The organism is Diaphorobacter sp. JS3051 (assembly GCF_015832135.1).
In the GTDB taxonomy this organism is placed as follows: domain Bacteria; phylum Pseudomonadota; class Gammaproteobacteria; order Burkholderiales; family Burkholderiaceae_C; genus Diaphorobacter; species Diaphorobacter nitroreducens.
On the sequence record NZ_CP065406.1, the window covers coordinates 3,847,664 to 3,872,500 of the forward strand.

The window sequence follows — 24,837 nt, forward strand, 5'->3', positions numbered from 1 at the left end:
GCCCTAGGCCGGCTGCGGGCCGGGGCGGCCGTCTTCCACCACGAATCGGGCCAGAGTGTACGCGGCGCTGCCGGCATCCAGCGGGTCGCGCAGGGCGCGCAGCGTGGTGGTCCAGCGCGTGGGCGTGATGTCGCACAGGCCGTAGCCGCGCTCCTCGCAGCGTGCCAGCAGCACATGGGGGTTGTGGCGCGCGATGGCATCCACCTTCTCCTGCGTGGTGCCGGCGCGCGAGGAGATCGAGGTGCCGCAGAACTCGCTGGCCAGGATGCGCGGCGCACCGTGGGCATGCGGCCCGTGTGGCGCCATCACGTTGCAAACATAGTTCTGGTGGATGTCGCCGCCCAGCAGCACCGTGTTGCGGGGCGGGTGCTGTGCCAGCGCCTGCAGCAGGCGGTTGCGCGCGGCGGGGTAGCCGTCCCAGCTGTCGGTGGACTGCAGGCCCGAGGGATAGCGGCGTGGCGAGAACAGGGTCTGCTGCGCCAGTACGCTCCAGCGCGTAGTTTTGTTGTGCGCATCGGCTGCCAAGCCCGCGTGCAGCCACTGCTCCTGTTCCCAGCCGAGGAAGCTGCGGTGGCTGTCCAGGATTTCGGGGCAGGCGTCGGGCCGCACCGCGCCGGTCGCACCCTTGCCCCGCGTGCGGCAGGCCTGCAGGTCGCGGTACTGGCGTGTGTCCAGCATGTGCAGCCGCGCCAGGCGCCCCCAGAGCAGGCGGCGGTGGATCTGCAACTGATGGAAGCCGGAGCCCGCCAGCGTGGATGCGCGCAGCGGCATGTGTTCATAGAAGGCCTGCCACGCGGCGCTGCGCAGCGGCAGCCATTCGGCGCACTCGCCCCGGCCCTGGCCAGCGGCGTAATCGTTCTGTACCTCATGGTCGTCCCAGGTCACCGCCCACGGGGCGCAGGCGTGCGCGGCCTGCAAGGCGGGGTCGCTCTTGTGCAGGGCGTAGCGGTCGCGGTAGTCCTGCAGGTTGCGAGGCAGGCGCAGCGGGTGCACGCGGGCCAAGCCCGTGGCGTCCTGTGGGCTGGGATATTCGTAGATGTAGTCGCCCAGGAACAGCACCAAGTCGGGCTGGTCCGCGCAGGCATGCCGCCAGGCGGCGTAGTGGCCGTGCTCCCACCGCTGGCAGGAGGCGAACACCAGTCGCAGGCGCCCGGGCAGCGCATCCGGTGTGGGTGCGGTGCGGGTGCGGCCGACGGGGCTGGTGGCGTCACCCAGCATGAAGCGGTAGTGGTACCAGCGGTCGGGGCGCAGGCCGGCCACCTCCACATGCACGCTGTGGCCCAGTTCAGGCAGCGCCATCGCCGTGCCGCGCTGCACGATGTGGCGAAACTGCGCGTCGTCGGCCAGTTCCCAGCGCACGGTCAGTGGGCCGGCCCAGGGTGCGTGGGCGCCGGCCAGGTCCGCGGGCGGAAGCACGCGGGTCCAGAGGACCACGCCGTCGTGTACTGGGTCGCCACTGGCCACACCCAGGCGAAAGGGGTCGTGCCGCACGGCGGCCTGGGCCCAGGCCCAGCGGGGCAGTTGCGTGGCCATGCCGGCCCAGGCGGCCTGACGCAGCAGTGTGCGGCGCGAGATGTCAAGCGAAGGCGGGTGCACGGGACATCGCACAAGGGGTCCAGGCGTCAGGCAGCAACCACGCGGTTTTTGCCGGTGCGCTTGGCCAGGTACATGCCCTGGTCGGCGCGGCGGATCGCGTCGGCGCTGCCTTCTTCGCCCTCCACCTGGGCCACACCGGCGCTGAAGGTGATGAGCACCCGCTCCTGGTCTTTGAGGAAGTAGCGCGTGGTCAGCTCGCGTTGCAGGCGTTCCATGGCCTTCACGCCTTCCGCCAGTTCGGTGTCGGGCAGGATGATGACGAATTCCTCGCCGCCATAGCGCGCCAGCTGGTCCTGCGGTCGCATCACCTCGCGGGTGACCTGCGCCAGATGCACCAGGGCCGCGTCGCCGGCGGTGTGGCCCAGGCGGTCATTGATGGACTTGAAGTTGTCCACGTCCAGCAGCGCCACGCACAGCGGCGCGTCCTGGCGGCGCGCACGCGCGACCTCGCGCTCCATGGCCTCGGCAAAGCCCTTGCGGTTGAGCGAGCCCGTCAACGGGTCGTGGCGCGCCTGGGCGCTCGCGCGGTCCAGCTCCTGGCGCAGGTGGTCGATTTCGGCGTGCTTGGCCTCGGTGCGCTCGCGCAGTTCCTGCAGTTCGCCGCGCGTCACCCGGCTGCTCAGCGCCATGGCGCGCGTGGCGGCCATGACTTCTTCCAGCAGCGGCATGATGTCCTGCAGCTGCGTGGCCTGGCTGATGCGCTCGGCGCAATCCTCCATCTTGGTGTTGTAGGCGCTGCTGGATTCATCCATCTGCGCCAGGCGCTCGATGAATGTGGCCAGCAGTTCGCGCATCTGCATCTGGGCGTGAACGGTGCGTTCCTTGGCCTCAGTCTGCTTGAAGATGACGTCCTTGAGGCGTCGCTGCACGTCGTCCAGCCGGCGCAGCGTGAGCGGCGGGGTGGAGGCCGCAAGCAGTGCCTCGGCCTGGCCGTGCAGCCACTCGTCGTCCATGCTCAGGGCGGCAATGTTCTCGAACACCAGGCGCAGCAGGCTGAGCAAGCTCCGCCGGATGGCGGCTTGGTCTTCCGCCGCGAAAGACAGGCGGTAGCTGAAGTTGCCGAGCATCAGCTCGGCGGTGGAGACGGGTGGGTCGGGCTCGCGCAGGAAGGTGCTCAATTGCGCAGCCAGCTCATGCACGCGGGCATCGTCCTCACCCAGCGCCGGCAGGGTGTTGTCCACCAGCCGCGCCAGATTCTGCGCCAGTGTCAGCGGCAGGTGGTCAATCCGGGTGCTCGCGGGCTCGGGCGCGGCCACGGGCGAGAGTCCCAGGTTGGCGTATCCCACCAACACGTTTTGCAAAACGCCCCAGTCCTGCTGGGTGATGGCGGTTTCCAACAGGCCCAGCAACCGCTTCTGCGCCGGGGTCTGGCCGGGGATCACCCGCGAGATCTGCCGCAGCTGGGCGCTGGGAAACGCCGGCGCGCTGGTGGTGCCGGCCACTTCGTCATAGAGGGCCTGGTAGTGGTCGGGCGTGGGAGGAAGCCGGCGCGTAGCGAGTAGCTTGAGCGTCTCGCGGGCAATTTCAGAAGGGGATTTGGCGGAGGCCATCTGCAGGGACGCAGGAAGATGCAAACAGCCAAAAGTGTGACAGAGTGCAGCACGCTTCGATAGCAGGCCGGGTCAAGCCATGTGTAAAGCGTGTCAGTTGACCAGAACCAGTTTCCCGATCACCGCACGTGCGCCCATGTGGGCAAACGCGGCGGGTAGCTGTGACATGGGCATGGTTCGGTCGATGGCGGGCCTGATCTTGCCCTGTGCATACCACTGGAGCAGGGTGCCCATCATCGAAGCATTGGCCTGGGGCTCGCGCTTGGCGAATTCGCCCCAGAACACGCCGACGACCGAAGCACCCTTGAGCGGTGGCAGATTCAACGGCAACGAAGGGATGGGGCCCGATGCGAAGCCGACCACCAGATAGCGGCCTCGCCAGGCGATGGAGCGAAATGCGGGCTCTGCCAGTGCGCCGCCCACCGGGTCGTAGATGACGTCCGGTCCCCGCCCGTCGGTCAGTGACTTGGCGGCGTCGCGCAGGTCCTCCACGCTGTAATTGATCACGGCATCGGCCCCCAGCTTCAGGCACACGTCGCATTTTTCGTCCGTGGAGGCGGCGGCGATCACGCGCGCTCCCTTGGCCTTGGCGATCTGAATCGCGGCGGTGCCCACGCCGCCAGCCGCGCCCAGCACCAGCACAGTCTCGCCAGCCTGGAGCTGGCCCCGGTCCAGCAGGGCGTGGTAAGAGGTTGCATAAGTCATGATGAATGCCGCCGCATCCACATGGCCAAAGCCGTCCGGCAGGGGTATACAGCGTGCGGCCGGGGCGATGGTGTGCGTGGCGAAACCACCCGTGCCGCTGAGACAGGCCACGTTTTGACCCACCTGCAGATGGCTGACGCCGTCGCCCACGGCCTGCACGACGCCCGCGAACTCCGAGCCGGGCACGAAAGGCAGGGGGGGCTTGATCTGGTACTTGTTCTGCACCATCAGCAGGTCGGGAAAATTCAGGCTTGCCGCGCGGATCTCGACGAGGACCTCGCCCGCCTTGGGAGCCGGGTCGGGCAGTTCTGTCCAGGCCAGGGCCTCGACGCCGATGGGGTTGGTGCAGAGCCAGGCGTGCATGAATGTCTCCTTGGTCGCTACGAATCTGTTGGGCGGGCATCATAGGGGCCGTCCCTGAGGCTGGGTTGTCCCTTGCGTGACCAGCGACAGCGTGTGTGCTCGCTCCTACAATGCCAGCCGTTCCGCCTTCCAGACCATGAAAATCCTCATCTCCAACGACGACGGCTACCAGGCGCCTGGCATCGTGGCGCTGCATGACGCCCTTAAGACCATTGCTGATGTGGAAGTGGTGGCTCCCGAACACAACAATAGCGCGAAGTCGAACGCCCTGACGCTGCATTCGCCGTTGTATGTGCAAACCGCGCACAACGGCTTTCGCTATGTCAATGGCACGCCTGCCGATTGCGTGCACATTGCGCTGACGGGCCTGCTGGGTTACCGGCCCGATCTGGTGGTCTCCGGCATCAACAACGGCGCCAACATGGGCGACGACACCATTTATTCCGGCACGGTGGGTGCTGCGATGGAAGGCTATCTTTTCGGGATCCCGTCCATCGCCTTTTCGCAGGTGGACAAGGGGTGGGGCGAGATCGAGTCGGCTGCGCGCAAGGCGCGCGAGATCGTTCAGCAGATGGATCGCCAAAACCTGGTCGGCGTAGCCCCCTGGCTGTTGAATGTCAACATTCCCAATATGCCGTATGACGCATTGCGGCCCTTGCGCATGTGCCGCCTGGGCCGGCGCCATGCGGCAGAGCGTGTCATTGAGCAGCAGAGCCCGCGTGGGGAGCTGATGTACTGGATCGGTGGCGCTGGCGCCGCCAAGGACGCGGCGGAGGGCACCGATTTTCATGCCACGGCCCACGGCCATGTATCCGTCACGCCATTGAAGGTGGACCTGACCGATTACGACGGACTGGGGTATTGGGCGCAGACGGTGGCCCGTCTCGTACCAGCGCAGGCGTCCGGCGAGGTGGCTTGATGCAGCGGCGGCCAGGTTTTCCTGCGCGGATCGACTGGCGCCAACCCGGTGCACCCACCGCGGCGCCACCGGTAGGCGCGCGCCGCGAGGTGCAGCCGCCCACGCCGCACGGCGTGGGGCTGGACTCCGCTGCCGTGCGCGCACGCATGGTGCAGCGACTCGCAGCCTCGGGCATCTCGGCGGGGGCGGTTCTTCAGGCCATGGGAATGATTGAGCGGCATCGTTTTGTCGACACCGCCTTGGCCAACCAAGCCTATGAGGACACCAGTCTGCCCATCGGACTGGGTCAGACCATTTCCAAACCCAGCGTGGTAGCACGCATGATCGAATTGTTGCTGGGGGCCGAGTGCGCGCGCGGAAATGGAATGGGCCGGGTACTGGAGATCGGCACGGGCTGCGGCTATCAGGCAGCGGTGCTGTCGCGCGTCTCGCGCGAGGTGTATACCGTTGAACGCTTGCGCGCGTTGCATGAAAAGGCGCGAGACCACTTGCGTCCCCTGCGCCTGGCCAATGTGCACCTGATCCTGGGCGACGGAATGCTGGGTTACCCCAGCGGCGCGCCCTATGCGGGCATCATTGCCGCGGCGGGGGGCGATAGCCTTCCCGCCGCGTGGTGCGAGCAACTTGCCGTGGGTGGCCGGCTGGTCGCCCCACTGGCGGGCGCCGACGGCCAACAGATGCTGCTGGTCGTTGATAAAACTGCGCAAGGCTTCAAGCAGGGCATTCTGGAAGCCGTGCATTTCGTCCCCCTAAAATCGGGGATCGCCTGAAGGATTTGCTTATGTTGGTATCGCGTAGTCTTGTGGTTTGGGGAGTTGCCGTGCTGGCTGGCGGTTTGCTGGCGGGGTGCAGCACCCCGATCAACAGGGCTCCCGTGGAAGATCGCGGCACCTTTGCCGCGAGCAGCGGCACGACGGGGCCCGCCGGGGCCGTGCCTGAGGTCAAGCCCTTGCCTGGTGCTGAGAACGCGGGCAAGCCTGGCTACTACACCGTGAAGGCAGGCGACACGCTGATTCGCATTGGCCTGGAAAACGGGCAAAGTTGGAAAGATATCGCGCGCTGGAACAACCTGGAAAACGCCAACCTGATCGAGGTGGGCCAGGTGCTGCGTGTGGTGCCCCCTGCTGCGGCTGCGGCGACTGCGGTGGCATCTGACACCGGTGTGGTCACCCGCCCCGTCACGTCTTCGCCCTTGGCTGCAGCATCGGCTGCGAGCGCACCCAAGCCGTCGGCGTCGGCGGCGTCTACACCGGCCGCGGTGGCGCCGGCAGCGGCACCCAGCGCGCCGGCGGTGGCTCCCGCGCCGGCCGCTACCGCTGCAACGGATGACGTCAACTTCATCTGGCCCTCGTCGGGCAGCCTGTTGGCGGGATTCGACGAGGTGCGTAACAAGGGCTACGACATCGGCGGCAAGGCAGGCGATCCGGTGCTCGCCGCTGCCGATGGGCGTGTGGTGTACGCCGGTGCTGGGCTTCGCGGCTATGGCAACCTGGTGATCTTGAAACACAACAACACCTATCTCACGGCCTATGCGCACAACCAGACGCTGCTGGTGAAGGAAGACCAGAACGTGCGCCGCGGCCAGAAGATTGCCGAGATGGGAAGCACCGACGCGGATCGTGTGAAACTGCATTTCGAAATCCGGCGCCAGGGCAAGCCCGTGGACCCCGCCCGCTACCTCCCCCCCCGTTGAGCGCGCCGGCTTCCATGGGAGAGGCGTCCTGGCTGGAGGATGCTGATCCGGCAGAGACAGGTGGGAGTCAGGCGGACGAGTTTGAGGCGGAACTGCGGGAGGTCGTCGTGGGCGCCGAGCAGCATGCTCAGCGGCTGGACAAGGCACTCGCGGAACTGGTCCCAGAGTTTTCCCGCAGTTATCTGCAGCAGTTGCTGCTCCAGGGCTGCATACGCCTGAATGGGCGGGAGGTACAGAAGCCCGCGTCCAGGGTCAAGGCCGGGGACCGCATCGCGGTCGAGATGCGCCCTACGCAGCAGAGCCAGGCTTTTCGGCCCGAGCAATGGCCATTGGATGTGGTGTATGAGGATGAGCACATCCTCGTGATCCACAAGCCTGCGGGGCTGGTGGTGCATCCCGCGCCCGGCAATTGGAGCGGCACGTTGCTGAACGCCTTGCTTGGCCGGGATGCGCAGGCGATGCAGGTGCCGCGTGCGGGCATCGTCCATCGACTGGACAAGGACACCAGTGGCCTCATGGTCGTTGCGCGCAGCCGGTCGGCCATGGATGCACTGGTCCGCATGATCGCTGCGCGCGAGGTCAGCCGCCAGTATGTGGCGCTGGGGTGGGGCGGCTGGACGGGGGCCGCACATCGATCGGTGCATGCCCCGATCGGTCGTGACCCGCGCAATCGCCTGCGGATGGCGGTGGTCGATCTGGCGCAGCATCCAGGCAAGGAAGCCCGCACCGATTTCGACCTGATAGATGCCAACGAGGAGGTGTGCCTCGTGCGTTGTACGCTGCACACGGGGCGAACGCACCAGATCCGCGTGCATATGGCATCCATACGTCATCCCTTGGTGGCAGATGCACTGTACGGCGGCGCGCTGGCCGGGCCCATGCATCGACAGGCGCTGCATGCATTCCGGCTGGCGTTTGTACACCCGGTCACTGGCGCTGCCCTGGAGTTCCACGCGCCGCTGCCGGAAGACATGGCGCAGGCGCTGGATTTTTGGGGGCTGCGCTACAATCGTTCCTGACGGCTGTTCTGCCGTGAACCGCCGGCCAGCATGAGCTACCGGCCCCGTGAAGGCGCATTGCCACGCTCTGCTTTCTGCGCCGCAATATCTCCAACCCAAGGCGCAGCCTCCCGTTTGATGCGAGGCTGCCTTTCCAGGGACTGTTGGACCATGAATTCGGTGGACGCCAAACGGGTTCTTGAAACCGCGTTGATCTGTGCCCCGCAGCCTGTATCGATCCGTGACCTGCGGACATTGTTCGATGACGCGCTGGGTTCCGATACAGTAAAGATGCTGCTGCTGGAACTGCAGCAGGACTGGGCCTTGCGAGGGGTGGAGTTGGTACAAGTGGCCACAGGTTGGCGTTTCCAGAGCCGGCCCGAGATGCGCGAATTTCTGGACCGGCTGCATCCTGAAAAGCCGCCCCGCTACACGCGAGCGACGCTGGAGACGCTGGCCATCATTGCGTACCGGCAGCCCGTGACCCGCGGGGACATCGAAGACATCCGCGGGGTGACCGTCAACAGCCTCATCATCAAACAACTGGAGGACCGCGGCTGGGTGGAGGTCATTGGCCACCGCGAGACAGTGGGCCGGCCTGCGTTGTTTGCTACCACACGGCAGTTCCTGGACGATTTAGGACTGCAATCACTGGATCAACTGCCTACGCTCGAAGACCCCGGCGTGCAGGTCAGCATGTTTGAGGCGCTGGGCGCCATTCAGGGGGCGCCGCAGAGCGAAGACACTGCAGGGGTACCTGGGGACGGCGTGCAGGTGCCGGCCGTAGACGAAGTAGATATTGAAGATGCCCCTGATCTGGTAGTGGGCGCGACACACAGTGGTGCCGAAGAGGGGCCACGGGACATTGACATATGAATGATGAATCTCACAAGGATCCGGACTCCATGGCGGGTCACTCGCCTTTGCCCGCATCGGAGGCTGCTGCGCCGCGCAGGCCCCGCAAGCGCAAGTCTGCGGAAGGCGCGCTTCAGGAGAATGTGGCAGTGCCGCAACTGAGTGGTGCTGACGGTGCCCAATCGGACGTGAAGATGCAGGAAGTGCATGAGCAAGGCGCTGCTGTTGAGGTGCCACGACAGCCCAGCGGCCATGCCGCCAAGCGCGCGCCGAAGGGCGATGGCTATCAGTTTGCCGACGTGGTGTCGGGTCAGTTCGACGAGGATGAAGCCAACGCCGAGCTCGCCCCCGCCAAGCGGGTGCTGCTTCCCCAGCCAGAAACCCCCAAACTGCACAAGGTGCTTGCCCAGGCGGGCATGGGGTCTCGGCTGGAAATGGAGCAGCTCATCCTGGAAGGTCGTATTTCCGTCAACAACGAGCCGGCCCATATCGGGCAGCGCGTGCAGTTTGGGGACCAGATAAAGGTCAACGGCAAGCCCATCCGCTTCCGTATTGCACCACCGCCGGTACGCGTGATTGCATACCACAAGCCAGTGGGCGAAGTGGTCACGCATGACGATCCGCAAAACCGCCCCACGGTGTTTCGCAAACTCCCCCGGCTGCAGCAGGGCAAATGGCAATCCGTCGGGCGGCTGGACCTGAATACCGAAGGTTTGTTGCTATTTACCAGTTCGGGGGAGCTTGCGAACAAGTTGATGCACCCCCGCTTCGGGCTGGAGCGTGAATATGCGGTCCGCGTGTTGGGTGCGTTGAGCACCGAGGAAAAGCAGCGCTTGCTGGAAGGCGTGCCGCTGGAGGATGGCATGGCTTCCTTTGGCTCCGTGGAAGACGGCGGCGGCGAGGGCGCCAACTGTTGGTACCGGGTCACCATCTCTGAAGGCCGTAACCGCGAGGTCCGCCGTATGTTCGAGGCGGTAGGGCATGCGGTGAGCCGGCTGATTCGGATTCGCTACGGGGCCATGATGCTGCCGCGCGGGCTCAAGCGCGGGGCATGGCTGGAGCTTGATGAGCGCGACATTCGTGCCCTGATGCAGGCGGCAGGTGCAACGCTGGATGGTGGTGCGCGCCCCACTAGTGGCCAGGGCAGGGGCGGCCGCAAAGGCGATCGTCGATCCGCGGGGCCGGGCAAGGCATCTGGCAGTGGGCGTGACAAGACGGGGGGGCGTGCGGGGCGACCGCCCTCACCGAATGCCCAGCCGGACCCGATGAAGACGTCGCTTGGCTATATTGGGGCCGACAGTTTCTCGCGCCATCGCCAACAGCAACGCAACAACGGGCCGCGCCGCGGCGGACGTTAGGGGATTGGCGTAAAGCTAAAATTGACGGTTTGCCTTCAGGGCAAAAATACCGCAACACCTCACTAGGAAAACCAACATGGCTATCGAACGCACCCTTTCCATCATCAAGCCGGACGCAGTTGCCAAGAACGTGATCGGCCAGATCTATGCGCGCTTTGAAGCCGCGGGCCTGAAGATTGCTGCTGCGCGCATGATCCACCTGTCGCGCGCCGAAGCCGAGCAGTTCTACGCAGTGCACAAGGAGCGCCCCTTCTTCAAGGATCTGGTGGACTTCATGATTTCCGGCCCCGTGATGGTGCAGGCCCTGGAGGGTGAGAACGCCGTCCTGAAGAACCGCGAACTCATGGGCGCGACCGACCCCAAGAAGGCTGCGCCCGGCACGATCCGCGCCGACTTCGCGGACAGCATCGACGCCAATGCGGTGCACGGCTCCGACGCTGCTGAAACCGCCCAGGTGGAAGTGGCCTTCTTCTTCCCCGGCCTGAACATCTACTCGCGCTAATGCAGTGGCTCCGCGTGCCGGGCGGTCCTGGTTTGGCCGCCCCCGCGCGGATGCGCTATGTGGGCGTGGGCATCCGTGAACGTTATGACCACGAACCTTCTGGATTTTGACCTGGACGGCCTGGCTGCTTTTTGCGAGCGGCTGGGAGAAAAACGTTTTCGGGCCACGCAACTGTTTCGCTGGATCCACCAGCGCGGTGCCAGCGATTTTGACCAGATGAGCGACCTGGCGAAATCGTTGCGCGAGAAGCTCAGGGGCTGCGCCCATGTGGCAGGGCTGCAAGCCATCAGCGAACATGTCTCTGCGGACGGCACGGTGAAGTGGCTGTTCGACGTGGGCGACGGCAACGCCGTGGAGACAGTCTTTATTCCTGAGGACGATCGCGGCACCTTGTGCATCTCCTCGCAGGCTGGATGCGCCGTAGGCTGTCGTTTTTGCTCCACCGGTCACCAGGGGTTCAGCCGCAATCTCACTACTGGCGAAATCCTGGCCCAGCTCTGGTACGCCGAGCACGCACTACGGCAGCGCCGCGGTGACGGTGAACGCGTGATTTCCAACGTGGTGATGATGGGAATGGGCGAGCCGCTGCAGAACTATGCTGCACTGGTGCCTGCGCTGCGTGTCATGCTCGATGACCATGGTTACGGCTTGTCGCGGCGTCGCGTAACCGTGTCTACCTCAGGCGTCGTGCCCATGATGGACCGCCTGGCGCAGGATTGTCCTGTGGCGCTCGCTGTTTCGCTGCATGCTCCCAATGACGTGTTGCGCGACAACCTCGTTCCCCTGAACCGCAAGTACCCGCTGCATGAACTCCTGGCGGCGTGTCGGCGTTACTTGGACCACGCGCCGCGGGACTTCATCACTTTTGAATACTGCATGCTGGAAGGCGTGAACGATCAGCCAGAGCATGCGCGACAGTTGATTGACCTGGTGGGCCGCAAGGCGGCCGACGGCGGGGTGTCGTGCAAGTTCAATCTCATCCCCTTCAACCCGTTCCCGGCTTCCGGTCTGCGCCGATCTCCCCCGGCGGCTGTGACGGCTTTCGCACAATTGTTGAGTGACGCGGGTATCGTCACGACCGTTCGCAAGACGCGCGGTGACGATATTGATGCGGCATGCGGACAACTGGCTGGCGATGTGAAGGACCGAACACGGGTCAATGAACGCATGGCCAAGCTCAGGACCATTGAGATCAAGCCGGTCATCTGACGGCGTGGCGCAACAATTACGGGAGGCTTTCATGGCGAAGTGGCGGATCAATCATGGCGGGTGGCAGGCGATGGCGGCGATCGGCATTGCCGTTGTCGTCTCGGGCCTTGCCGGTTGTGCCCACCAAGGGGCCTCCGATGCCAATGGTGCTGTGGCGGAATCCGCATCCGGCGGCGGCGAAGCCGACGTGCGCCGCCGTGCGCGTATCCGGCTGGAGCTGGCTGCGAACTACCTGCAAATGGGGCAGACCACCGTGGCCATGGAGGAGGTGCGGCAGGCGATCACGACCGATCCCACGTATGCCGACGCCTACCACCTTCGCGGCTTGATATACATGAACATGGGCGACCTGGCGCTCGCGGAAGACAGCCTCAAGCGCGCCCAAGGCATGAAGCCTTCCGATCCAGACATAATGCACAACTATGGCTGGCTGCAGTGCCAGCGCCAGCAGTACGACGTCGCCAATCAGATGTTCGAGCGGGCGCTTGCCGTGCCGAGCTACAAGGCACGCAGCAAGACGCTGATGTCCCAGGGCCTGTGCTACCAGCGGGCGGGGCGTCTTGCAGAAGCCGAACAAGCGCTGAAGCAGGCCTATGAGATTGATGCGGGCAACCCGGCGGTGGGGTACCACTTGGCGGCCGTGCTGTTTGCGCGGGGCGAGGCCAAGCGGGCGCAGTTTTATGTCCGTCGCGTGAACAATGGCGAGTATGCCAATGCCGAGTCTCTGTGGTTGGGGGTGAAGATCGAGCACGTGCTCAAGGAGTTCGTGGCCATGCGCCAGTTGGGTGATCAATTGCGCAAGCGCTTCCCCAACGCAAAAGAAACCCTGGCATTCGAACGAGGGGCCTTCGATGAGTGAGCCCATGGGCGCCGCTGGGGGGATTGATCACCGGATGCAGGATCACGGAACTGAACCGGCGGGCGGCGTTACCGCGGGGCAGTTGCTGAGGCAACTGCGCGAATCTGCAGGGGTCCATGTTGATGTGCTGGCCGGAACGCTGAAGGTGCCCGCGAACAAACTGCATGCGCTGGAAGCGGACCAATACGACGCATTTCCCGACGCCGTCTTCATGCGGGCGTTGGCGTCGGGCGTCTGCCGGACCTTGAAGGCCGATGCTGCGCCGGTGCTCGCATTGCTGCCCCAGAGCGGCCCCGTGCAGCTTGTGGTGGACAAGGGACTCAACGCGTCGTTCAAAGACCCTGGTCACCGGTTCATCAAGGGGGGAACGCTGGAGCGACCCAGATCGCGCATGATGGGCGTGACGGTTGCCGCGCTGTTGGCCGCCGCGGTGGCCATCGCCTTTCTCCCGAAGGGCAACGACAGTTTGCCGGTCGCCAGCAGTCCGGAGGCGGTAACACCGCCACAGCGCGCGCTCGAAGCCACGCAACTGGACCCGGTGACTGCTGCGGTGCCCTCAGAGTCCGTTGCCTCAGGGGGACAGGCCACTGTGCGGGCAGAGCCATCTTCTGCTGCGGTGGCCTCAGCGGCCCTCGCCGCATCGGCCCCCGCTGCGGCGGTGGAGCCGGCCCCATCCCAAGGCGGGACCAACGAGGCCGGAGTTGACGCCAAGGGCACCGAGGCTTCGGGCGTGCTGGTCATTCGCGCCCGGGGAGAATCCTGGATCCAGGTGCGCAACGCCGCGGGCGGCGTAGTGCTGCAGAAGATCCTGGCTGCGGGCGAGAGTGTTTCCGCGGCGGGCAGCCCTCCCTGGTCGGTCGTCATTGGCAAGGCGGATGCCACGGAGGTGGTTGTGCGCGGCCAGCCCATGGATCTGAATGCGATTGCGCGCGAGAACGTTGCGCGTTTCGAGGTGAAGTAAATGAATATCTCCGGCACAGCCGCACCGATCGCTATGGCACAGCCGCAGGCACGCCGCTCGCGGCAGGCACGCATCGTCTGGGGCAGCCGGGTGGTCACGGTGGGTGGCGGCGCACCGGTGCGGGTGCAGTCCATGACCAACACCGACACGGTGGATGCGATCGGCACGGCCATCCAGATCAAGGAACTGGCGCAAGCGGGCTCCGAGTTCGTTCGCATCACGGTGAACACGCCGGAGGCCGCAGCGGCCGTGCCCTACATCCGTGAGCAGCTGGACCGCATGGGCGAGACGGTGCCGCTGGTGGGCGACTTTCACTACAACGGCCACCGCCTGCTGACGGAATTTCCCGACTGCGCACAGGCATTGTCCAAGTACCGCATCAACCCGGGCAACGTGGGCAAGGGCGACAAGAAGGACAAGCAGTTCGGCCAGATGATCGAGGCCGCGGTGCGCTGGGACAAGGCCGTGCGCATCGGCGTGAACTGGGGCAGCCTGGACCAGGAGTTGCTGGCCGAGCTGATGGATGCGAACAGCCGCCGCACCCAGCCGTGGGATGCGCGCCAGGTCATGTACGAGGCGCTGATCACCTCCGCCATCGAATCGGCGAAACGCGCCGAGGAAATGGGCCTGAGCGGTGACCAGATCATCCTCTCGTGCAAGGTCAGCGGTGTGCAGGATCTGATCTCGGTGTACCGCGAACTCGCGCGCCGCTGCGACTATGCGCTGCACCTGGGTCTGACCGAGGCGGGCATGGGTATCAAGGGTATCGTGGCGTCGACCACCGCGCTTTCGATCCTGCTGCAGGAAGGCATTGGCGACACTATCCGTGTGTCGCTGACTCCGCAGCCCGGCGAGGCGCGCACCCAGGAGGTGGTGGTGGCCTCCGAGATCCTGCAATCGCTGGGGCTGCGCGCGTTCGTGCCCAGCGTGACCGCTTGCCCGGGCTGCGGCCGTACCACCAGCACCACATTCCAGGAGCTGGCCAAGCAGATCGACGATTACCTGCGTGCGCAGATGCCCGTATGGCGGCTGCGCTATCCCGGCGTGGAAAAACTCAAGGTGGCCGTGATGGGCTGCATCGTCAACGGCCCGGGCGAGAGCAAACATGCCGACATCGGCATCAGCCTTCCCGGCACGGGAGAGGCGCCCGCCGCCCCGGTCTTCATCGACGGCGAAAAGGCCATGATCCTGCGGGGCGAGGGCATCGCGCGAGAGTTCCAGGATATCGTTGAAGGCTACATTGCCCGGCGTTTCGGCAACGGCGCAGGCGCACAGTGAAGTGTGCGCAATTTTGCTATAAATATTATAGCTTACAGCGCTTGATGGATAAGCGCTAGAGGCTGATTTGATTCATAATCACAAACAATAGAACAAGATGCAGAAGCTGGTTGCCATCAAGGGCATGAACGACATTCTTCCGCCCGATTCGGCGCGCTGGGAATGGCTGGAGGACAAGGTGCGCACCCTCATGGCGCGCTACGCTTATCGCAACATCCGCACGCCCATCGTCGAGCCTACGCCGCTGTTCGTGCGCGGTCTGGGCGAAGTCACCGACATCGTCGAGAAGGAGATGTACTCCTTCGAGGACCGGCTCAACGGTGAACAGCTGACGCTGCGCCCCGAGGCAACGGCGGGGGTGGTGCGTGCGGTGGTAGAGCATTCCATGCTCTACGACGGCGGCAAGCGCCTGTACTACATGGGGCCGATGTTCCGGCATGAACGGCCACAGCGCGGCCGCTACCGCCAGTTCCACCAGATCGGTGCCGAGGCGCTGGGCTTTCCCGGCGCGGAAGCCGATGCCGAGATCATTCTGCTGGCGCATGCGCTGTGGGCGGAACTGGGGCTGGAGAACGTGCGGCTGGAATTGAACAGCCTGGGGCAGCCTGACGAGCGCCGCGCCCACCGCGCGGCGCTGATCGCATACCTGGAGCAGCACATGGATGTGCTCGACGAGGATGCGCGCCGCCGCCTGCACAGCAATCCGCTGCGCATTCTCGACACCAAGAACCCCGCGATGCAGGCGCTGGTGGAAGGCGCCCCGCGGCTCATCGACTTTCTAGGCGAGGCGTCGCTGCAGCATTTCGAGACCGTCAAGGCGATCCTGGATGCCAACGGCGTGGTCTGGAGCCTCAACCCCCGCCTGGTCCGCGGGATGGACTATTACAACCTCACGGTATTCGAGTTCGTGACGGACCAACTGGGCTCGCAGGGCACGATCTGCGGTGGGGGCCGTTACGACTACCTGATCGAGCAGATCGGCGGCAAGTCCGCTCCGGCCGTGGGCTGGGCGCTGGGGGTGGAGCGCGTGCTGGAGTTGCTCAAGGAGCAGGAGGCGCAAGTGGCCCGACCAGCTGCCGATGCCTATGCCGTAGTGCCCGACGCGTCAGCCCTGCCGGTGGTCATGGCTACCTTGCAGCGGCTGCGTGCGCAGGGGGTGTCGGTGCAGATGCACAGCTCCACCGCCGCAGGCGAGGGCATGGGCAGCATGAAATCCCAGTTCAAGAAGGCGGACGCCAGCGGCGCACGCTATGCACTGGTCTTCGGCGCCGACGAACTGGCCCGCGGGGCCGTGACCGTCAAGCCGCTGCGGGATAGCGGCGAGCAGGCGGAGCGCCCGCTGGCGGCGCTGGCCGAATGGGCGGCCACCCTACAATCCTCGCGCTGAACGGAACCACAACATGGCCAACAACTTCGACCTTCAAGAACAAGAACAGCTTGAGCAGATCAAGCACTTCTGGAACACGTGGGGCACGCCCATCACCTGGGCGTTGATTGTCATCATGGGGGGGCTTGCCGCCTGGAACGGCTACCGGCTGTGGCAGGGCCGCCAGGCCCAGCAGGCGACGGCACTGGCCGAGGCCGTGGAAATGGCCGTGCAGGCGGGTGACCTTGCGCGCGTGGAGCAAGCCGTGGGCGACTTGAAGTCGAGTTACGGCGGCACCGCGCAGGCGTGGCAGGCAGGCCTTCTGGCTGCCAAAGCGCTGGCCGACGCTGGCAAGTGGGATGCCGCCAAAAGTACGTTGGCTTGGGTGGCCGAGAAAGCGTCTGATGAGGGTTACCAGGCCTTGGCCCGGCTGCGCCTGGCCAGCGTCCTGATCGAGCAAAAGGCCTACGACGAGGCCTCGGCGCAGCTGTCGGGGAAATTCCCCGCAGAGTTTGCTGCTACGGTCGCGGATCGCAAGGGTGATGTGTTCGCGTTGCAGGGCAAGAAGCAGGAAGCCATCGCCGAGTACCGCCGTGCCTACCAGGCTTTTGACGAGCGTGTGGAATACCGCCGCCTGGTGGAAGCCAAGCTCAACGCTTTGGGCGCACAGGTGGAGACGGTAGCCTCCGCTACGTCGGGGGGCGTGCAATGAGCCAGGCACGTAGTCATGCCATGAGGGCGCTGACCGGCGCCTCTTTGCTGGTGAGCCTGCTGGTGATGGGAGGTTGCTCGTTGTGGGGCGGCACGCCGAAGCCGAAGGCGGCGGAGCTCGGTCCCAACGTCCCTGTGCTGGGAGTGCGTCAGGCGTGGGTGTCCCAGATTGGGACGCAAGAAGGCCTTGAGCTCGACATACACGTGGAGGGCAGCGTGGTGACGGTGGCCTCTGCCAATGGCGATGTGGCGGCCATCGATGCTCGCACGGGGGGCGACGTATGGCGCACGCGCCTCAACCAGCCGCTTGCCTCGGGCGTGGGAAGTGATGGGCGCTGGACGGCGGTGGTGTCGAAGGGCAATCAAGTTATCGCACTGGACGGCGGTCGGGAGATCTGGCGCAAGCCGTTGCCCGCCCAGGCTTATACGGCGCCGTTGGTCGCGGGCAAGCGCATCTTCGTGCTGGCGGCGGATCGCTCCATTTCCGCCTTCGACGCGGCGACTGGCTACCGGCTCTGGAGCCAGCAGCGGCCGGGTGAGCCCCTGGTCCTGCGCCAGGGCGGTGTGCTGATGGCCGTGGGTGACACCCTGGTTGCGGGGCTGTCCGGCCGTCTGGTCGGCTTCAATCCCGACAACGGCGTGGTGCGCTGGGAGGCGCCCTTGGCCAGCCCGCGCGGCACCAATGACGTCGAGCGGCTGGTGGAGATCGTTGGCCGTACGAGCCGTGTGGGCGATAGCCTGTGCGCGCGGGCTTTCCAGGCCTCGGTGGGCTGTATCGATGCATCCCGGGGGGCGGTCTCGTGGACGCAGCCCGCCAGCGGCGGCGTGGGCATCCACGGGGATGACACCATGCTGTTCGGCACGGAAAGCAACGGAACGGTGATCGCATGGCGGCGCACCGATGGGTCCCGCGCCTGGACATCGGACAGGCTGCAGTTCCGCAAGCTCACAGCGCCCTTGGTGCTGGGGCGTTCAGTGGTAGTGGGTGACGATACAGGGCTGGTGCACCTGCTGTCCCGTGAGGACGCCGCACCGCTCAACCGCCTGACGACCGATGGCTCGGCCATTGCGGCAGCCCCGGCGGTGGCGGGCGACACCTTGGTGGTGGTGACGCGCAAGGGTGGCGTCTACGGCTTCCGTCCGGACTGATAGGGATATAGGACACAGGATGAAGCCTGTCATCGCTTTGGTGGGGCGGCCCAATGTGGGCAAGTCCACCTTGTTCAACCGTTTGACCAAGTCGCGCGATGCGATCGTGGCCGACTTTGCCGGCCTCACGCGTGATCGCCACTATGGCAATGGGAGACAGGGCAAGCACGAGTACATCGTCATCGACACCGGGGGGTTCGAGCCCGATGCCTCCAGCGGCATCTACCGCGAGATGGCCAGGCAGACCCAGCAGGCCGTGGCGGAGGCCGATGTCGTGGTTTTTGTCGTGGACGTACGCGGTGGACTGTCCGCCCAGGACCACGACATTGCCAACTACCTTCGCCGCCTGGGCAAACCCTGCGTGTTGGCCGGCAACAAGGCCGAAGGCATGCAGGACAGCATGCATCTGGCCGAGTTCTATGAGTTGGGCTTGGGAGAGGTGCACCCCGTATCGGCGGCGCACGGCCAGGGTGTGCGCAGCCTGGTGGATCTCGCGCTGAAGCCGCTCGCGTTGCCCGAGATTGAGGAGGAGGATGCGGCGGCCGAGAAGAATGTCATCCGTCTTGCAGTGGCAGGGCGCCCCAACGTGGGCAAGTCCACACTGATCAATACCTGGCTGGGCGAAGAGCGTTTGGTGGCTTTCGACATGCCCGGCACCACGCGCGATGCCATATCGGTGCCTTTCGAGCGCAACGGGCAGAAGTTCGAGTTGATCGACACGGCGGGCCTGCGACGCAAAGGCAAGGTGTTTGAAGCGATCGAGAAATTCTCGGTCGTGAAGACCCTGCAGGCCATCGAGTCAGCCAATGTCGTGCTGCTGCTGCTGGACGCCACGCAAGGAGTGACGGACCAGGACGCACATATTGCCGGCTACATCCTGGAGAGTGGTCGCGCCGTGGTGATCGCAGTGAACAAATGGGATGCGGTGGACGACTATGGCCGGCAGCAGCTGGAGCGTTCCATCGAAACGCGTCTGTCGTTTCTGAAGTTCGCGCCGTTGCACTTCATCTCCGCGAAGAAACGGCAGGGCATTGGGCCGCTGTGGTCATCCATCATCCAGGCGTACAAGTCTGCCAACCGCAAGATGCCTACGCCGGTGTTGACGCGCCTGCTGCAGGAGGCGGTGCAGTTCCAAAGCCCCAAGCGCTCGGGTATGTTCCGGCCCAAGATGCGCTATGCGCACCAGGGCGGCATGAATCCGCCGGTGATCGTGATCCATGGGAATTCGCTGGAGCATGTCACGGACGCCTACAAGCGCTTTCTTGAGGCGCGTTTTCGCAAAGAATTTGACCTCGTCGGTACGCCGCTGCGTATCGAAATGAAAACCTCCAGCAATCCTTATACGGACAAGCAGAACTCCTGAGCCCCTGGACGGCGTATGGCCGTCTGGCTGTGGTAAGGTGCTGGTTTACAACAACATTTTTGAACACGGAGAATATCGTGAGCAATAAAGGTCAGCTTCTTCAAGACCCCTTCCTGAACGCATTGCGTCGGGAGCATGTGCCGGTTTCGATCTATTTGGTGAACGGCATCAAACTGCAGGGTCAAATCGAATCCTTCGATCAATACGTCGTGCTGCTGCGCAATACCGTGACGCAGATGGTGTACAAGCACGCCATTTCCACGATCGTGCCTGGTCGTGCCGTCAACTTCTCGACTGCGGAACCCGCCGCCGACGGGGACAACCAGTAAGCCCCTGCGGCAGTTCAAGGCTGCGCCACGGCGCAAGCATTGCGCATCCCAGGGCACGCAGCCTTGAGTTCCCATTCTTCTCCTGACACGAAATCCACGCCTGTTCTATTGGTAGGCGTGGATTTTGGTTTGCCCCATTTCGATGCCGAACTCGAAGAGCTTGGCCTATTGGCCCAGACTGCAGGCTTGAATCCTGTCGCGCGGCTGACGTGCAAGCGAAAGACGCCTGATGCGGCGCTGTTCGTGGGTAGCGGCAAAGCGGATGAGATCCGCACTCTGGCGCAGATGCATGGCGCGAAGGAGGTGCTGTTCGACCAGGCGCTGAGTCCGGCGCAGCAGCGGAATCTGGAGCGAAGCCTGGAATTGCCCGTCAATGATCGCACGCTGCTCATTCTGGAAATCTTTGCCCAGCGCGCCCGCAGCCACGAGGGTAAGCTGCAGGTGGAGTTGGCGCGTTTGCAGTACTTGAGCACTCGACTTGTGCGGCGCTGGTCGCACTTGGAGCGTCAACGCGGGGGGATCGGTACACGGGGCGGACCGGGCGAAACACAAATTGAGCTCGACCGTCGCATGATCAGCGAAGCCATCAAGCGCACGCGGGAGCGCCTGGTCAAGGTCAAGCGCCAACGGGCGACCCAGCGGCGGCAGCGGCAGCGGCGCGATACATTCAATATCTCGCTGGTGGGCTACACGAACGCGGGCAAATCCACGCTGTTCAATGCACTGGTGAAGGCGCGAGCCTACGCAGCAGACCAATTGTTCGCCACGCTGGACACCACCACGCGTCATCTTTATTTGGGCGAAGCCGCGGGTTCGGTGTCCCTGTCCGATACCGTGGGCTTCATTCGTGATCTGCCGCACGGGCTGGTGGATGCGTTTCAGGCCACGTTGCAGGAGGCCGTGGACGCGGATCTGCTCCTGCATGTGGTCGATGCCGCCAACCCCGCCTTTCCCGAGCAGATTGCACAGGTGCAACTGGTTCTTGGTGAGATTGGCGCCGCCGATATTCCACAACTCTTGGTATTCAACAAATTGGATGCCCTCACGCCCGAAGTGCGTCCTAAAGTGCGGCAAGATACCTATGAACTGGATGGGCGGCCTGTACCGCGGATTTTTGTCAGTGCCGGCCTTGGCGAAGGGGTGGCTGACTTGCGGCAGCTATTGGCAGATATGGTTCAGAAGACACTTTCGTCAGGCATGCCCCCTCAGACGGCGGCTGAATTGAAGGGCGAGTGGGACTGATTGGGCACAATGCTGGTGTTCTATTGCTATTGAGAGTACGAGAATTCGCGCATGAACCTTCTTAACCGGGCCTCTCGCTGGGCCGTGCTGCCTGAGCGTATTCGGGGGATGTTCAATCTCAACGATCCTCGTTGGGGCCGTGGGGACGATAAGGGCGAGGGTGGACAGCGCCCTGATTCGGAGCGCCCTTCTCCGGATAACTCACAGCGTCCACGTGGACGTGACCAAAATCCTTCGGGACAGCCGCCGGACCTGGATGAGTTGTGGCGTGATCTGAACCGCAAGCTGGGTGGGTTGTTTGGCGGCGGCGGGTCGCGTGGTCCCGCTTCTGGTGGCGGCAATGGTGGTTTCCAGCCAGACATGAAGAACGCGGGAGTTGGCGTGGGATTGATCGCCGCCATAGCGGTGCTGATCTGGCTGGGCACTGGCTTTTTCATCGTGCAAGAAGGCCAGCAAGCGGTGATCACCCAGTTCGGCAAGTACAAGAGCACGGTCAACGCCGGCTTCAATTGGCGTCTGCCTTACCCCATTCAGCGCCATGAACTGGTGTTCGTGACCCAGATCCGGTCTGCTGATGTGGGGCGGGATAGCGTCATCAAGAGCACGGGACTGCGTGAGTCCGCCATGCTGACCGAAGACGAGAACATCGTCGAAATCAAGTTCGCAGTGCAATATCGTTTGAATGACGCGCGTGCGTGGCTGTTCGAGAGCCGCAACCCGGCCGAAGCCGTGGTTCAGGCGGCAGAGACGGCGGTGCGCGAAGTCGTGGGCAAAATGCGCATGGATACCGCCTTGGCGGAAGAGCGGGACCAGATTGCTCCGCGCGTGCGCAATCTGATGCAGACCATCCTGGACCGATACAAGGTCGGCGTGGAAGTCGTTGGCATCAACCTGCAGCAAGGGGGGGTGCGCCCTCCTGAGCAAGTACAGGCGGCTTTTGATGACGTGCTCAAGGCGGGCCAGGAGCGGGAGCGCGCTAAGAATGAAGCCCAGGCTTATGCCAATGATGTGGTTCCGCGTGCCACGGGTACGGCGTCCCGCTTGATTGAGGAGGCGGCAGCCTACAAGGCGCGCATCGTGGCGCAGGCGCAGGGTGACACACAGCGCTTCAGCGCCGTCCTTGCTGAATACCAGAAGGCACCGCAGGTGACGCGAGACCGCATGTATCTGGAGAGCATGCAGCAGATTTACGGCAATGTGACCAAGGTACTGGTGGAGTCGCGGCAAGGATCCAACTTGCTGTACCTGCCGTTGGACAAGATCATGCAGAGCGTTTCACAGCAGACTTCGGCGGCTGCGGCGACCGATACGCCGCCAGCGACAGTCCCTCCTGCCGCGACCTCTCAATTTCCCGGCGATTCTCGGTTGCGTGATGCCAACCGTTCGCGCGAACGTGAGTCCCGATAGGAGAGCCGTGTGAACAGAATCGGATTTATCGCATCGACAGTTCTGCTGTTGCTGGCATTGCTCAGCTCGATGGTGTTCGTCGTCGACCAACGCCAGTTTGGCGTGGTGTACGCGTTGGGGCAGATCAAGGAAGTCATCACGGAACCAGGCTTGAATTTCAAGCTACCTCCACCTTTCCAAAACGTTCGCTACATCGACAAGCGTCTGCTCACGCTGGACAGTTCAGACACCGAGTCGATGCTGACAGCCGAGAAGCAGCGCGTGGTGATCGATTGGTATGTGCGCTGGCGCATTACCGACCCATCCGAGTACATCCGCAATGTGGGACTGGACGAGAACGCAGGTGCACTGCAGCTCAATCGGGTGGTCCGCAATGCATTTCAGGAAGAAGTCAACCGTCGCACCGTCAAGGAGCTGCTGTCGCTCAAGCGCGATGCACTGATGTCCGACGTGAAACGGGAAGTGCTGGAAGCTGTCCGCGGCTCTAAGCCTTGGGGTGTCGATGTCGTGGACGTGCGCATCACGCGGGTCGACTACGTAGAAGCGATCACGGAGTCCGTCTATCGACGCATGGAAGCGGAACGCAAGCGCGTTGCGAATGAACTGCGCTCCACGGGCGCGGCGGAGGGGGAGAAGATTCGCGCAGACGCAGATCGGCAGCGCGAGATCACCATTGCCAATGCCTACCGCGACGCCCAGAAGATCAAGGGCGAGGGTGATGCGGAAGCTGCGCGTCTGTATGCGGAGGCATTCGGCCGTGATCCTCAATTTGCACAGTTCTACCGGAGCCTCGAAGCTTACAAGGCGAGCTTCAACCGCAAGGGCGATGTCATGGTGCTGGATCCGGCGAACTCTGAATTTTTCAAGGTATTCAGAGGCGGGACGGGCAATGCATCTGCAGGCCCCCGCCGCTGATGAGCGACTGATGGCGGTGGTCGGTCTCCATGAACGGGTTCTGGATCGCGTTGGGTTGGGTGCTGGTCATCGAAGGGCTGCTGCCCTTCGTGTCACCTGGTGGTTGGCGCCGCATGTTCACGCAGCTTTTGCAATTGCGTGACGGCCAGATTCGATTTTGCGCGCTGCTGGGGCTGATCGCTGGCGGCGCCATTCTGCTGCTCGCGTAGCCTGGCCGCTTTGGGTCCCGGGGTGGGGCTTATCCATGCCGGTAGAATCAACGTTTTAACAGCCTGCCCCATCCCATGTCTGCCTGGGTCCTGCCGGATCATATTGCCGATGTCTTGCCTTCCGAGGCGCGGCACATTGAAGAACTTCGCCGCGGACTGCTCGATACGGCACGCAGTTACGGTTATGAGTTGGTGATGCCTCCTTTGCTGGAGCATCTGGAATCACTGTTGACGGGCACTGGCGAGGCGCTGGACCTCCAAACGTTCAAATTGGTGGACCAACTCTCGGGTCGATCTCTCGGCTTGAGGGCCGATACGACCCAACAGGTCGCACGCATTGATGCGCACCTGCTCAACCGGCAGGGGGTGGCGCGTCTATGCTATTGCGGCCCAGTACTGCACACGCGTCCCGATCGTCCGCACGCCACCCGAGAGCCCTTGCAGTTTGGAGCCGAGATCTACGGTCATCCAGGTATCGAGGCGGATATCGAAGCAGTGTTGCTGTCGTTGGAGTGCTTGCGCAGTGCCCACGCACAGGAGCTGAGCGTAGATCTGGCCGACGTCCGTATCGTGCGCAGTCTGCTTGCAGGACTTCCTGTCGGTATGCATCAGCTCGCCCACGTCCACGGTGCGCTTGCTGCCAAAGATGCCAGCGAACTGGCGTCGTTGACACGCGATTTCCCGTCTGCATCGCGGGAAGGGTTGTTGGCACTGTTGCAGCTGTATGGCGATGCAGCAGTGCTGAATGAGGCCGAAAACTTGTTGAAGCCCTTTCCTGGTGCGCGCGAGGCGCTATCAGATTTGAGGGCGATTGCGGCACGAATGGACGGTGTGCGGGTCACATTTGATCTGGCAGATCTGCGGGGTTATGCCTATTACAGCGGCGCGCGTTTTGCGATTTATGCGCAGGGCGCCAGTGATGCGCTGGTGCGAGGCGGCCGCTATGACGAGGTCGGCGCGGTCTTCGGCCGTAACAGGCCAGCCGCAGGCTTTAGCCTGGACGTGAAGCAGCTGGTGGGTGTGGTGTCGGCTCCGTCATTGCGTGCGGCCATCCGGGCGCCCTGGGGCGATGGTGGTGCGCTCAGTGCTGCCATTGCTACGTTGCGTCGTCAGGGCGAAACCGTGGTGTGTGTGCTGCCGGGGCACGGCAGCGAAGTGGACGAATTCCACTGCGATCGGGAGCTTGTCCTGGTGGATGGCAACTGGGTCGTAAAGGCGATTTGAGTTTCTTCAGCATTTGAATCGGGTTTGACATGAAAGCAAGCAAGGGTCGTAACGTTGTCGTGGTCGGCACCCAATG

At 64.0% G+C, this 24,837-nt stretch carries 25 protein-coding genes (1 of these 25 running past the window's edge); 22 read left to right on the plus strand and 3 right to left on the minus strand.

Translation table 11 applies throughout. The features are described from left to right. Positions 1–3: 3 nt before the first annotated feature. From I3K84_RS18305 to I3K84_RS18315, 3 genes are all read right to left on the minus strand, one after another. Positions 4–1,608, minus strand: coding sequence for an alkaline phosphatase (locus tag I3K84_RS18305; protein ID WP_196995136.1), 1,605 nt, complete (start codon positions 1,606–1,608; stop codon positions 4–6). A 14-nt stretch (positions 1,609–1,622) separates the two neighbouring features. Continuing rightward, the gene (locus I3K84_RS18310) at positions 1,623–3,146 is read right to left on the minus strand and encodes a GGDEF domain-containing protein (RefSeq protein ID WP_196995137.1); all 1,524 of its coding nucleotides are present in this window, start codon (positions 3,144–3,146) and stop codon (positions 1,623–1,625) included. A gap of 93 nt (positions 3,147–3,239) precedes the next feature. Then, positions 3,240–4,214, minus strand: coding sequence for an NADPH:quinone oxidoreductase family protein (locus I3K84_RS18315; protein WP_196995138.1), 975 nt, complete (start codon positions 4,212–4,214; stop codon positions 3,240–3,242). Between the two features lie 136 nt (positions 4,215–4,350). Between I3K84_RS18315 and surE the strand changes: the two genes are divergently transcribed. From surE to I3K84_RS18425, 22 genes are all read left to right on the plus strand, one after another. Beyond that, the gene (gene surE, locus I3K84_RS18320) at positions 4,351–5,133 is read left to right on the plus strand and encodes a 5'/3'-nucleotidase SurE (RefSeq protein ID WP_196996134.1); all 783 of its coding nucleotides are present in this window, start codon (positions 4,351–4,353) and stop codon (positions 5,131–5,133) included. Then, the gene (locus tag I3K84_RS18325) at positions 5,133–5,903 is read left to right on the plus strand and encodes a protein-L-isoaspartate(D-aspartate) O-methyltransferase (RefSeq protein ID WP_047350867.1); all 771 of its coding nucleotides are present in this window, start codon (positions 5,133–5,135) and stop codon (positions 5,901–5,903) included. Before surE ends, I3K84_RS18325 begins: the two co-directional genes overlap by 1 nt. Before the next feature lie 11 nt (positions 5,904–5,914). Beyond that, positions 5,915–6,826: a peptidoglycan DD-metalloendopeptidase family protein gene (locus tag I3K84_RS18330; RefSeq protein ID WP_172206580.1), complete on the plus strand. Its 912-nt coding sequence runs from the start codon at positions 5,915–5,917 to the stop codon at positions 6,824–6,826. Between the two features lie 14 nt (positions 6,827–6,840). Then, a complete protein-coding gene (locus I3K84_RS18335; RefSeq protein WP_135149000.1) occupies positions 6,841–7,845 on the plus strand; it encodes an RluA family pseudouridine synthase in 1,005 nt (334 codons plus the stop codon). 150 nt (positions 7,846–7,995) lie between these two features. After that, entirely contained in the window at positions 7,996–8,700 is a 705-nt protein-coding gene (gene scpB, locus I3K84_RS18340; protein ID WP_196995139.1) for an SMC-Scp complex subunit ScpB, read from the plus strand. After that, positions 8,697–10,037: a pseudouridine synthase gene (locus I3K84_RS18345; RefSeq protein WP_196995140.1), complete on the plus strand. Its 1,341-nt coding sequence runs from the start codon at positions 8,697–8,699 to the stop codon at positions 10,035–10,037. Before scpB ends, I3K84_RS18345 begins: the two co-directional genes overlap by 4 nt. A 76-nt stretch (positions 10,038–10,113) precedes the next feature. Further along, positions 10,114–10,539, plus strand: a complete 426-nt coding sequence (ndk, locus tag I3K84_RS18350) for a nucleoside-diphosphate kinase (RefSeq protein ID WP_011804598.1) — start codon at positions 10,114–10,116, stop codon at positions 10,537–10,539. Between the two features lie 84 nt (positions 10,540–10,623). Next, positions 10,624–11,748 (plus strand): 23S rRNA (adenine(2503)-C(2))-methyltransferase RlmN, encoded by a 1,125-nt coding sequence (gene rlmN / locus I3K84_RS18355; protein ID WP_011804599.1) that lies wholly within the window; start codon positions 10,624–10,626, stop codon positions 11,746–11,748. A 31-nt stretch (positions 11,749–11,779) separates the two neighbouring features. Continuing rightward, entirely contained in the window at positions 11,780–12,607 is an 828-nt protein-coding gene (gene pilW / locus I3K84_RS18360; RefSeq protein WP_196995141.1) for a type IV pilus biogenesis/stability protein PilW, read from the plus strand. Further along, entirely contained in the window at positions 12,600–13,568 is a 969-nt protein-coding gene (locus tag I3K84_RS18365; protein ID WP_015912789.1) for a helix-turn-helix domain-containing protein, read from the plus strand. The genes pilW and I3K84_RS18365 overlap by 8 nt, the downstream gene beginning before the upstream one ends. Continuing rightward, complete coding sequence (gene ispG, locus I3K84_RS18370) at positions 13,569–14,846, plus strand: flavodoxin-dependent (E)-4-hydroxy-3-methylbut-2-enyl-diphosphate synthase (RefSeq protein WP_047350863.1); 1,278 nt, start codon at positions 13,569–13,571, stop codon at positions 14,844–14,846. It abuts the gene before it with no gap. A 97-nt stretch (positions 14,847–14,943) separates the two neighbouring features. Beyond that, a complete protein-coding gene (hisS, locus tag I3K84_RS18375; protein ID WP_011804603.1) occupies positions 14,944–16,233 on the plus strand; it encodes a histidine--tRNA ligase in 1,290 nt (429 codons plus the stop codon). Between the two features lie 13 nt (positions 16,234–16,246). Continuing rightward, positions 16,247–16,924, plus strand: coding sequence for a tetratricopeptide repeat protein (locus I3K84_RS18380; RefSeq protein WP_011804604.1), 678 nt, complete (start codon positions 16,247–16,249; stop codon positions 16,922–16,924). A 20-nt stretch (positions 16,925–16,944) separates the two neighbouring features. Then, entirely contained in the window at positions 16,945–18,072 is a 1,128-nt protein-coding gene (bamB, locus tag I3K84_RS18385; protein ID WP_231403365.1) for an outer membrane protein assembly factor BamB, read from the plus strand. A 19-nt stretch (positions 18,073–18,091) separates the two neighbouring features. Beyond that, entirely contained in the window at positions 18,092–19,435 is a 1,344-nt protein-coding gene (der, locus tag I3K84_RS18390; protein ID WP_015912794.1) for a ribosome biogenesis GTPase Der, read from the plus strand. A 77-nt stretch (positions 19,436–19,512) separates the two neighbouring features. After that, positions 19,513–19,764 (plus strand): RNA chaperone Hfq, encoded by a 252-nt coding sequence (gene hfq, locus I3K84_RS18395; RefSeq protein WP_011804607.1) that lies wholly within the window; start codon positions 19,513–19,515, stop codon positions 19,762–19,764. Positions 19,765–19,827: 63 nt separating this feature from the next. Then, positions 19,828–21,006 carry a GTPase HflX gene (hflX, locus tag I3K84_RS18400; RefSeq protein WP_196995142.1) on the plus strand — a complete coding sequence of 393 codons (1,179 nt, stop codon included), beginning with the start codon at positions 19,828–19,830 and terminating at the stop codon, positions 21,004–21,006. Between the two features lie 51 nt (positions 21,007–21,057). Beyond that, positions 21,058–22,413, plus strand: a complete 1,356-nt coding sequence (hflK, locus tag I3K84_RS18405) for an FtsH protease activity modulator HflK (RefSeq protein ID WP_011804609.1) — start codon at positions 21,058–21,060, stop codon at positions 22,411–22,413. Positions 22,414–22,422: 9 nt separating this feature from the next. Beyond that, positions 22,423–23,328 (plus strand): protease modulator HflC, encoded by a 906-nt coding sequence (hflC, locus tag I3K84_RS18410; RefSeq protein ID WP_015912796.1) that lies wholly within the window; start codon positions 22,423–22,425, stop codon positions 23,326–23,328. 29 nt (positions 23,329–23,357) lie between these two features. Beyond that, entirely contained in the window at positions 23,358–23,537 is a 180-nt protein-coding gene (locus I3K84_RS18415; protein WP_123675224.1) for a DUF2065 domain-containing protein, read from the plus strand. A gap of 75 nt (positions 23,538–23,612) precedes the next feature. Beyond that, positions 23,613–24,761: an ATP phosphoribosyltransferase regulatory subunit gene (locus I3K84_RS18420; protein ID WP_196995143.1), complete on the plus strand. Its 1,149-nt coding sequence runs from the start codon at positions 23,613–23,615 to the stop codon at positions 24,759–24,761. A 29-nt stretch (positions 24,762–24,790) separates the two neighbouring features. Further along, positions 24,791–24,837: the start of an adenylosuccinate synthase gene (locus I3K84_RS18425; RefSeq protein WP_196995144.1), read on the plus strand. Its footprint extends 1,330 nt past the window's final position; only the first 47 of its 1,377 coding nucleotides appear in the window; it begins with the start codon at positions 24,791–24,793; its stop codon lies off the right edge, out of view.

Bases quoted from the DNA above. Each gene is read 5' to 3' on its own strand.
- hisS (WP_011804603.1), top strand. From the start codon at position 14,944: ATGCAGAAGCTGGTTGCCATCAAGGGCATGAACGACATTCTTCCGCCC.
- I3K84_RS18325 (WP_047350867.1), top strand. From the start codon at position 5,133: ATGCAGCGGCGGCCAGGTTTTCCTGCGCGGATCGACTGGCGCCAACCC.
- I3K84_RS18310 (WP_196995137.1), bottom strand. From the start codon at position 3,146: ATGGCCTCCGCCAAATCCCCTTCTGAAATTGCCCGCGAGACGCTCAAG.
- I3K84_RS18420 (WP_196995143.1), top strand. From the start codon at position 23,613: ATGTCTGCCTGGGTCCTGCCGGATCATATTGCCGATGTCTTGCCTTCC.
- ispG (WP_047350863.1), top strand. From the start codon at position 13,569: ATGAATATCTCCGGCACAGCCGCACCGATCGCTATGGCACAGCCGCAG.
- I3K84_RS18380 (WP_011804604.1), top strand. From the start codon at position 16,247: ATGGCCAACAACTTCGACCTTCAAGAACAAGAACAGCTTGAGCAGATC.
- I3K84_RS18415 (WP_123675224.1), top strand. From the start codon at position 23,358: ATGAACGGGTTCTGGATCGCGTTGGGTTGGGTGCTGGTCATCGAAGGG.
- I3K84_RS18315 (WP_196995138.1), bottom strand. From the start codon at position 4,214: ATGCACGCCTGGCTCTGCACCAACCCCATCGGCGTCGAGGCCCTGGCC.
- pilW (WP_196995141.1), top strand. From the start codon at position 11,780: ATGGCGAAGTGGCGGATCAATCATGGCGGGTGGCAGGCGATGGCGGCG.
- I3K84_RS18335 (WP_135149000.1), top strand. From the start codon at position 6,841: ATGGGAGAGGCGTCCTGGCTGGAGGATGCTGATCCGGCAGAGACAGGT.
- I3K84_RS18345 (WP_196995140.1), top strand. From the start codon at position 8,697: ATGAATGATGAATCTCACAAGGATCCGGACTCCATGGCGGGTCACTCG.
- I3K84_RS18330 (WP_172206580.1), top strand. From the start codon at position 5,915: ATGTTGGTATCGCGTAGTCTTGTGGTTTGGGGAGTTGCCGTGCTGGCT.
- bamB (WP_231403365.1), top strand. From the start codon at position 16,945: ATGAGGGCGCTGACCGGCGCCTCTTTGCTGGTGAGCCTGCTGGTGATG.
- scpB (WP_196995139.1), top strand. From the start codon at position 7,996: ATGAATTCGGTGGACGCCAAACGGGTTCTTGAAACCGCGTTGATCTGT.
- rlmN (WP_011804599.1), top strand. From the start codon at position 10,624: ATGACCACGAACCTTCTGGATTTTGACCTGGACGGCCTGGCTGCTTTT.
- der (WP_015912794.1), top strand. From the start codon at position 18,092: ATGAAGCCTGTCATCGCTTTGGTGGGGCGGCCCAATGTGGGCAAGTCC.
- ndk (WP_011804598.1), top strand. From the start codon at position 10,114: ATGGCTATCGAACGCACCCTTTCCATCATCAAGCCGGACGCAGTTGCC.
- I3K84_RS18365 (WP_015912789.1), top strand. From the start codon at position 12,600: ATGAGTGAGCCCATGGGCGCCGCTGGGGGGATTGATCACCGGATGCAG.
- hflK (WP_011804609.1), top strand. From the start codon at position 21,058: ATGAACCTTCTTAACCGGGCCTCTCGCTGGGCCGTGCTGCCTGAGCGT.
- surE (WP_196996134.1), top strand. From the start codon at position 4,351: ATGAAAATCCTCATCTCCAACGACGACGGCTACCAGGCGCCTGGCATC.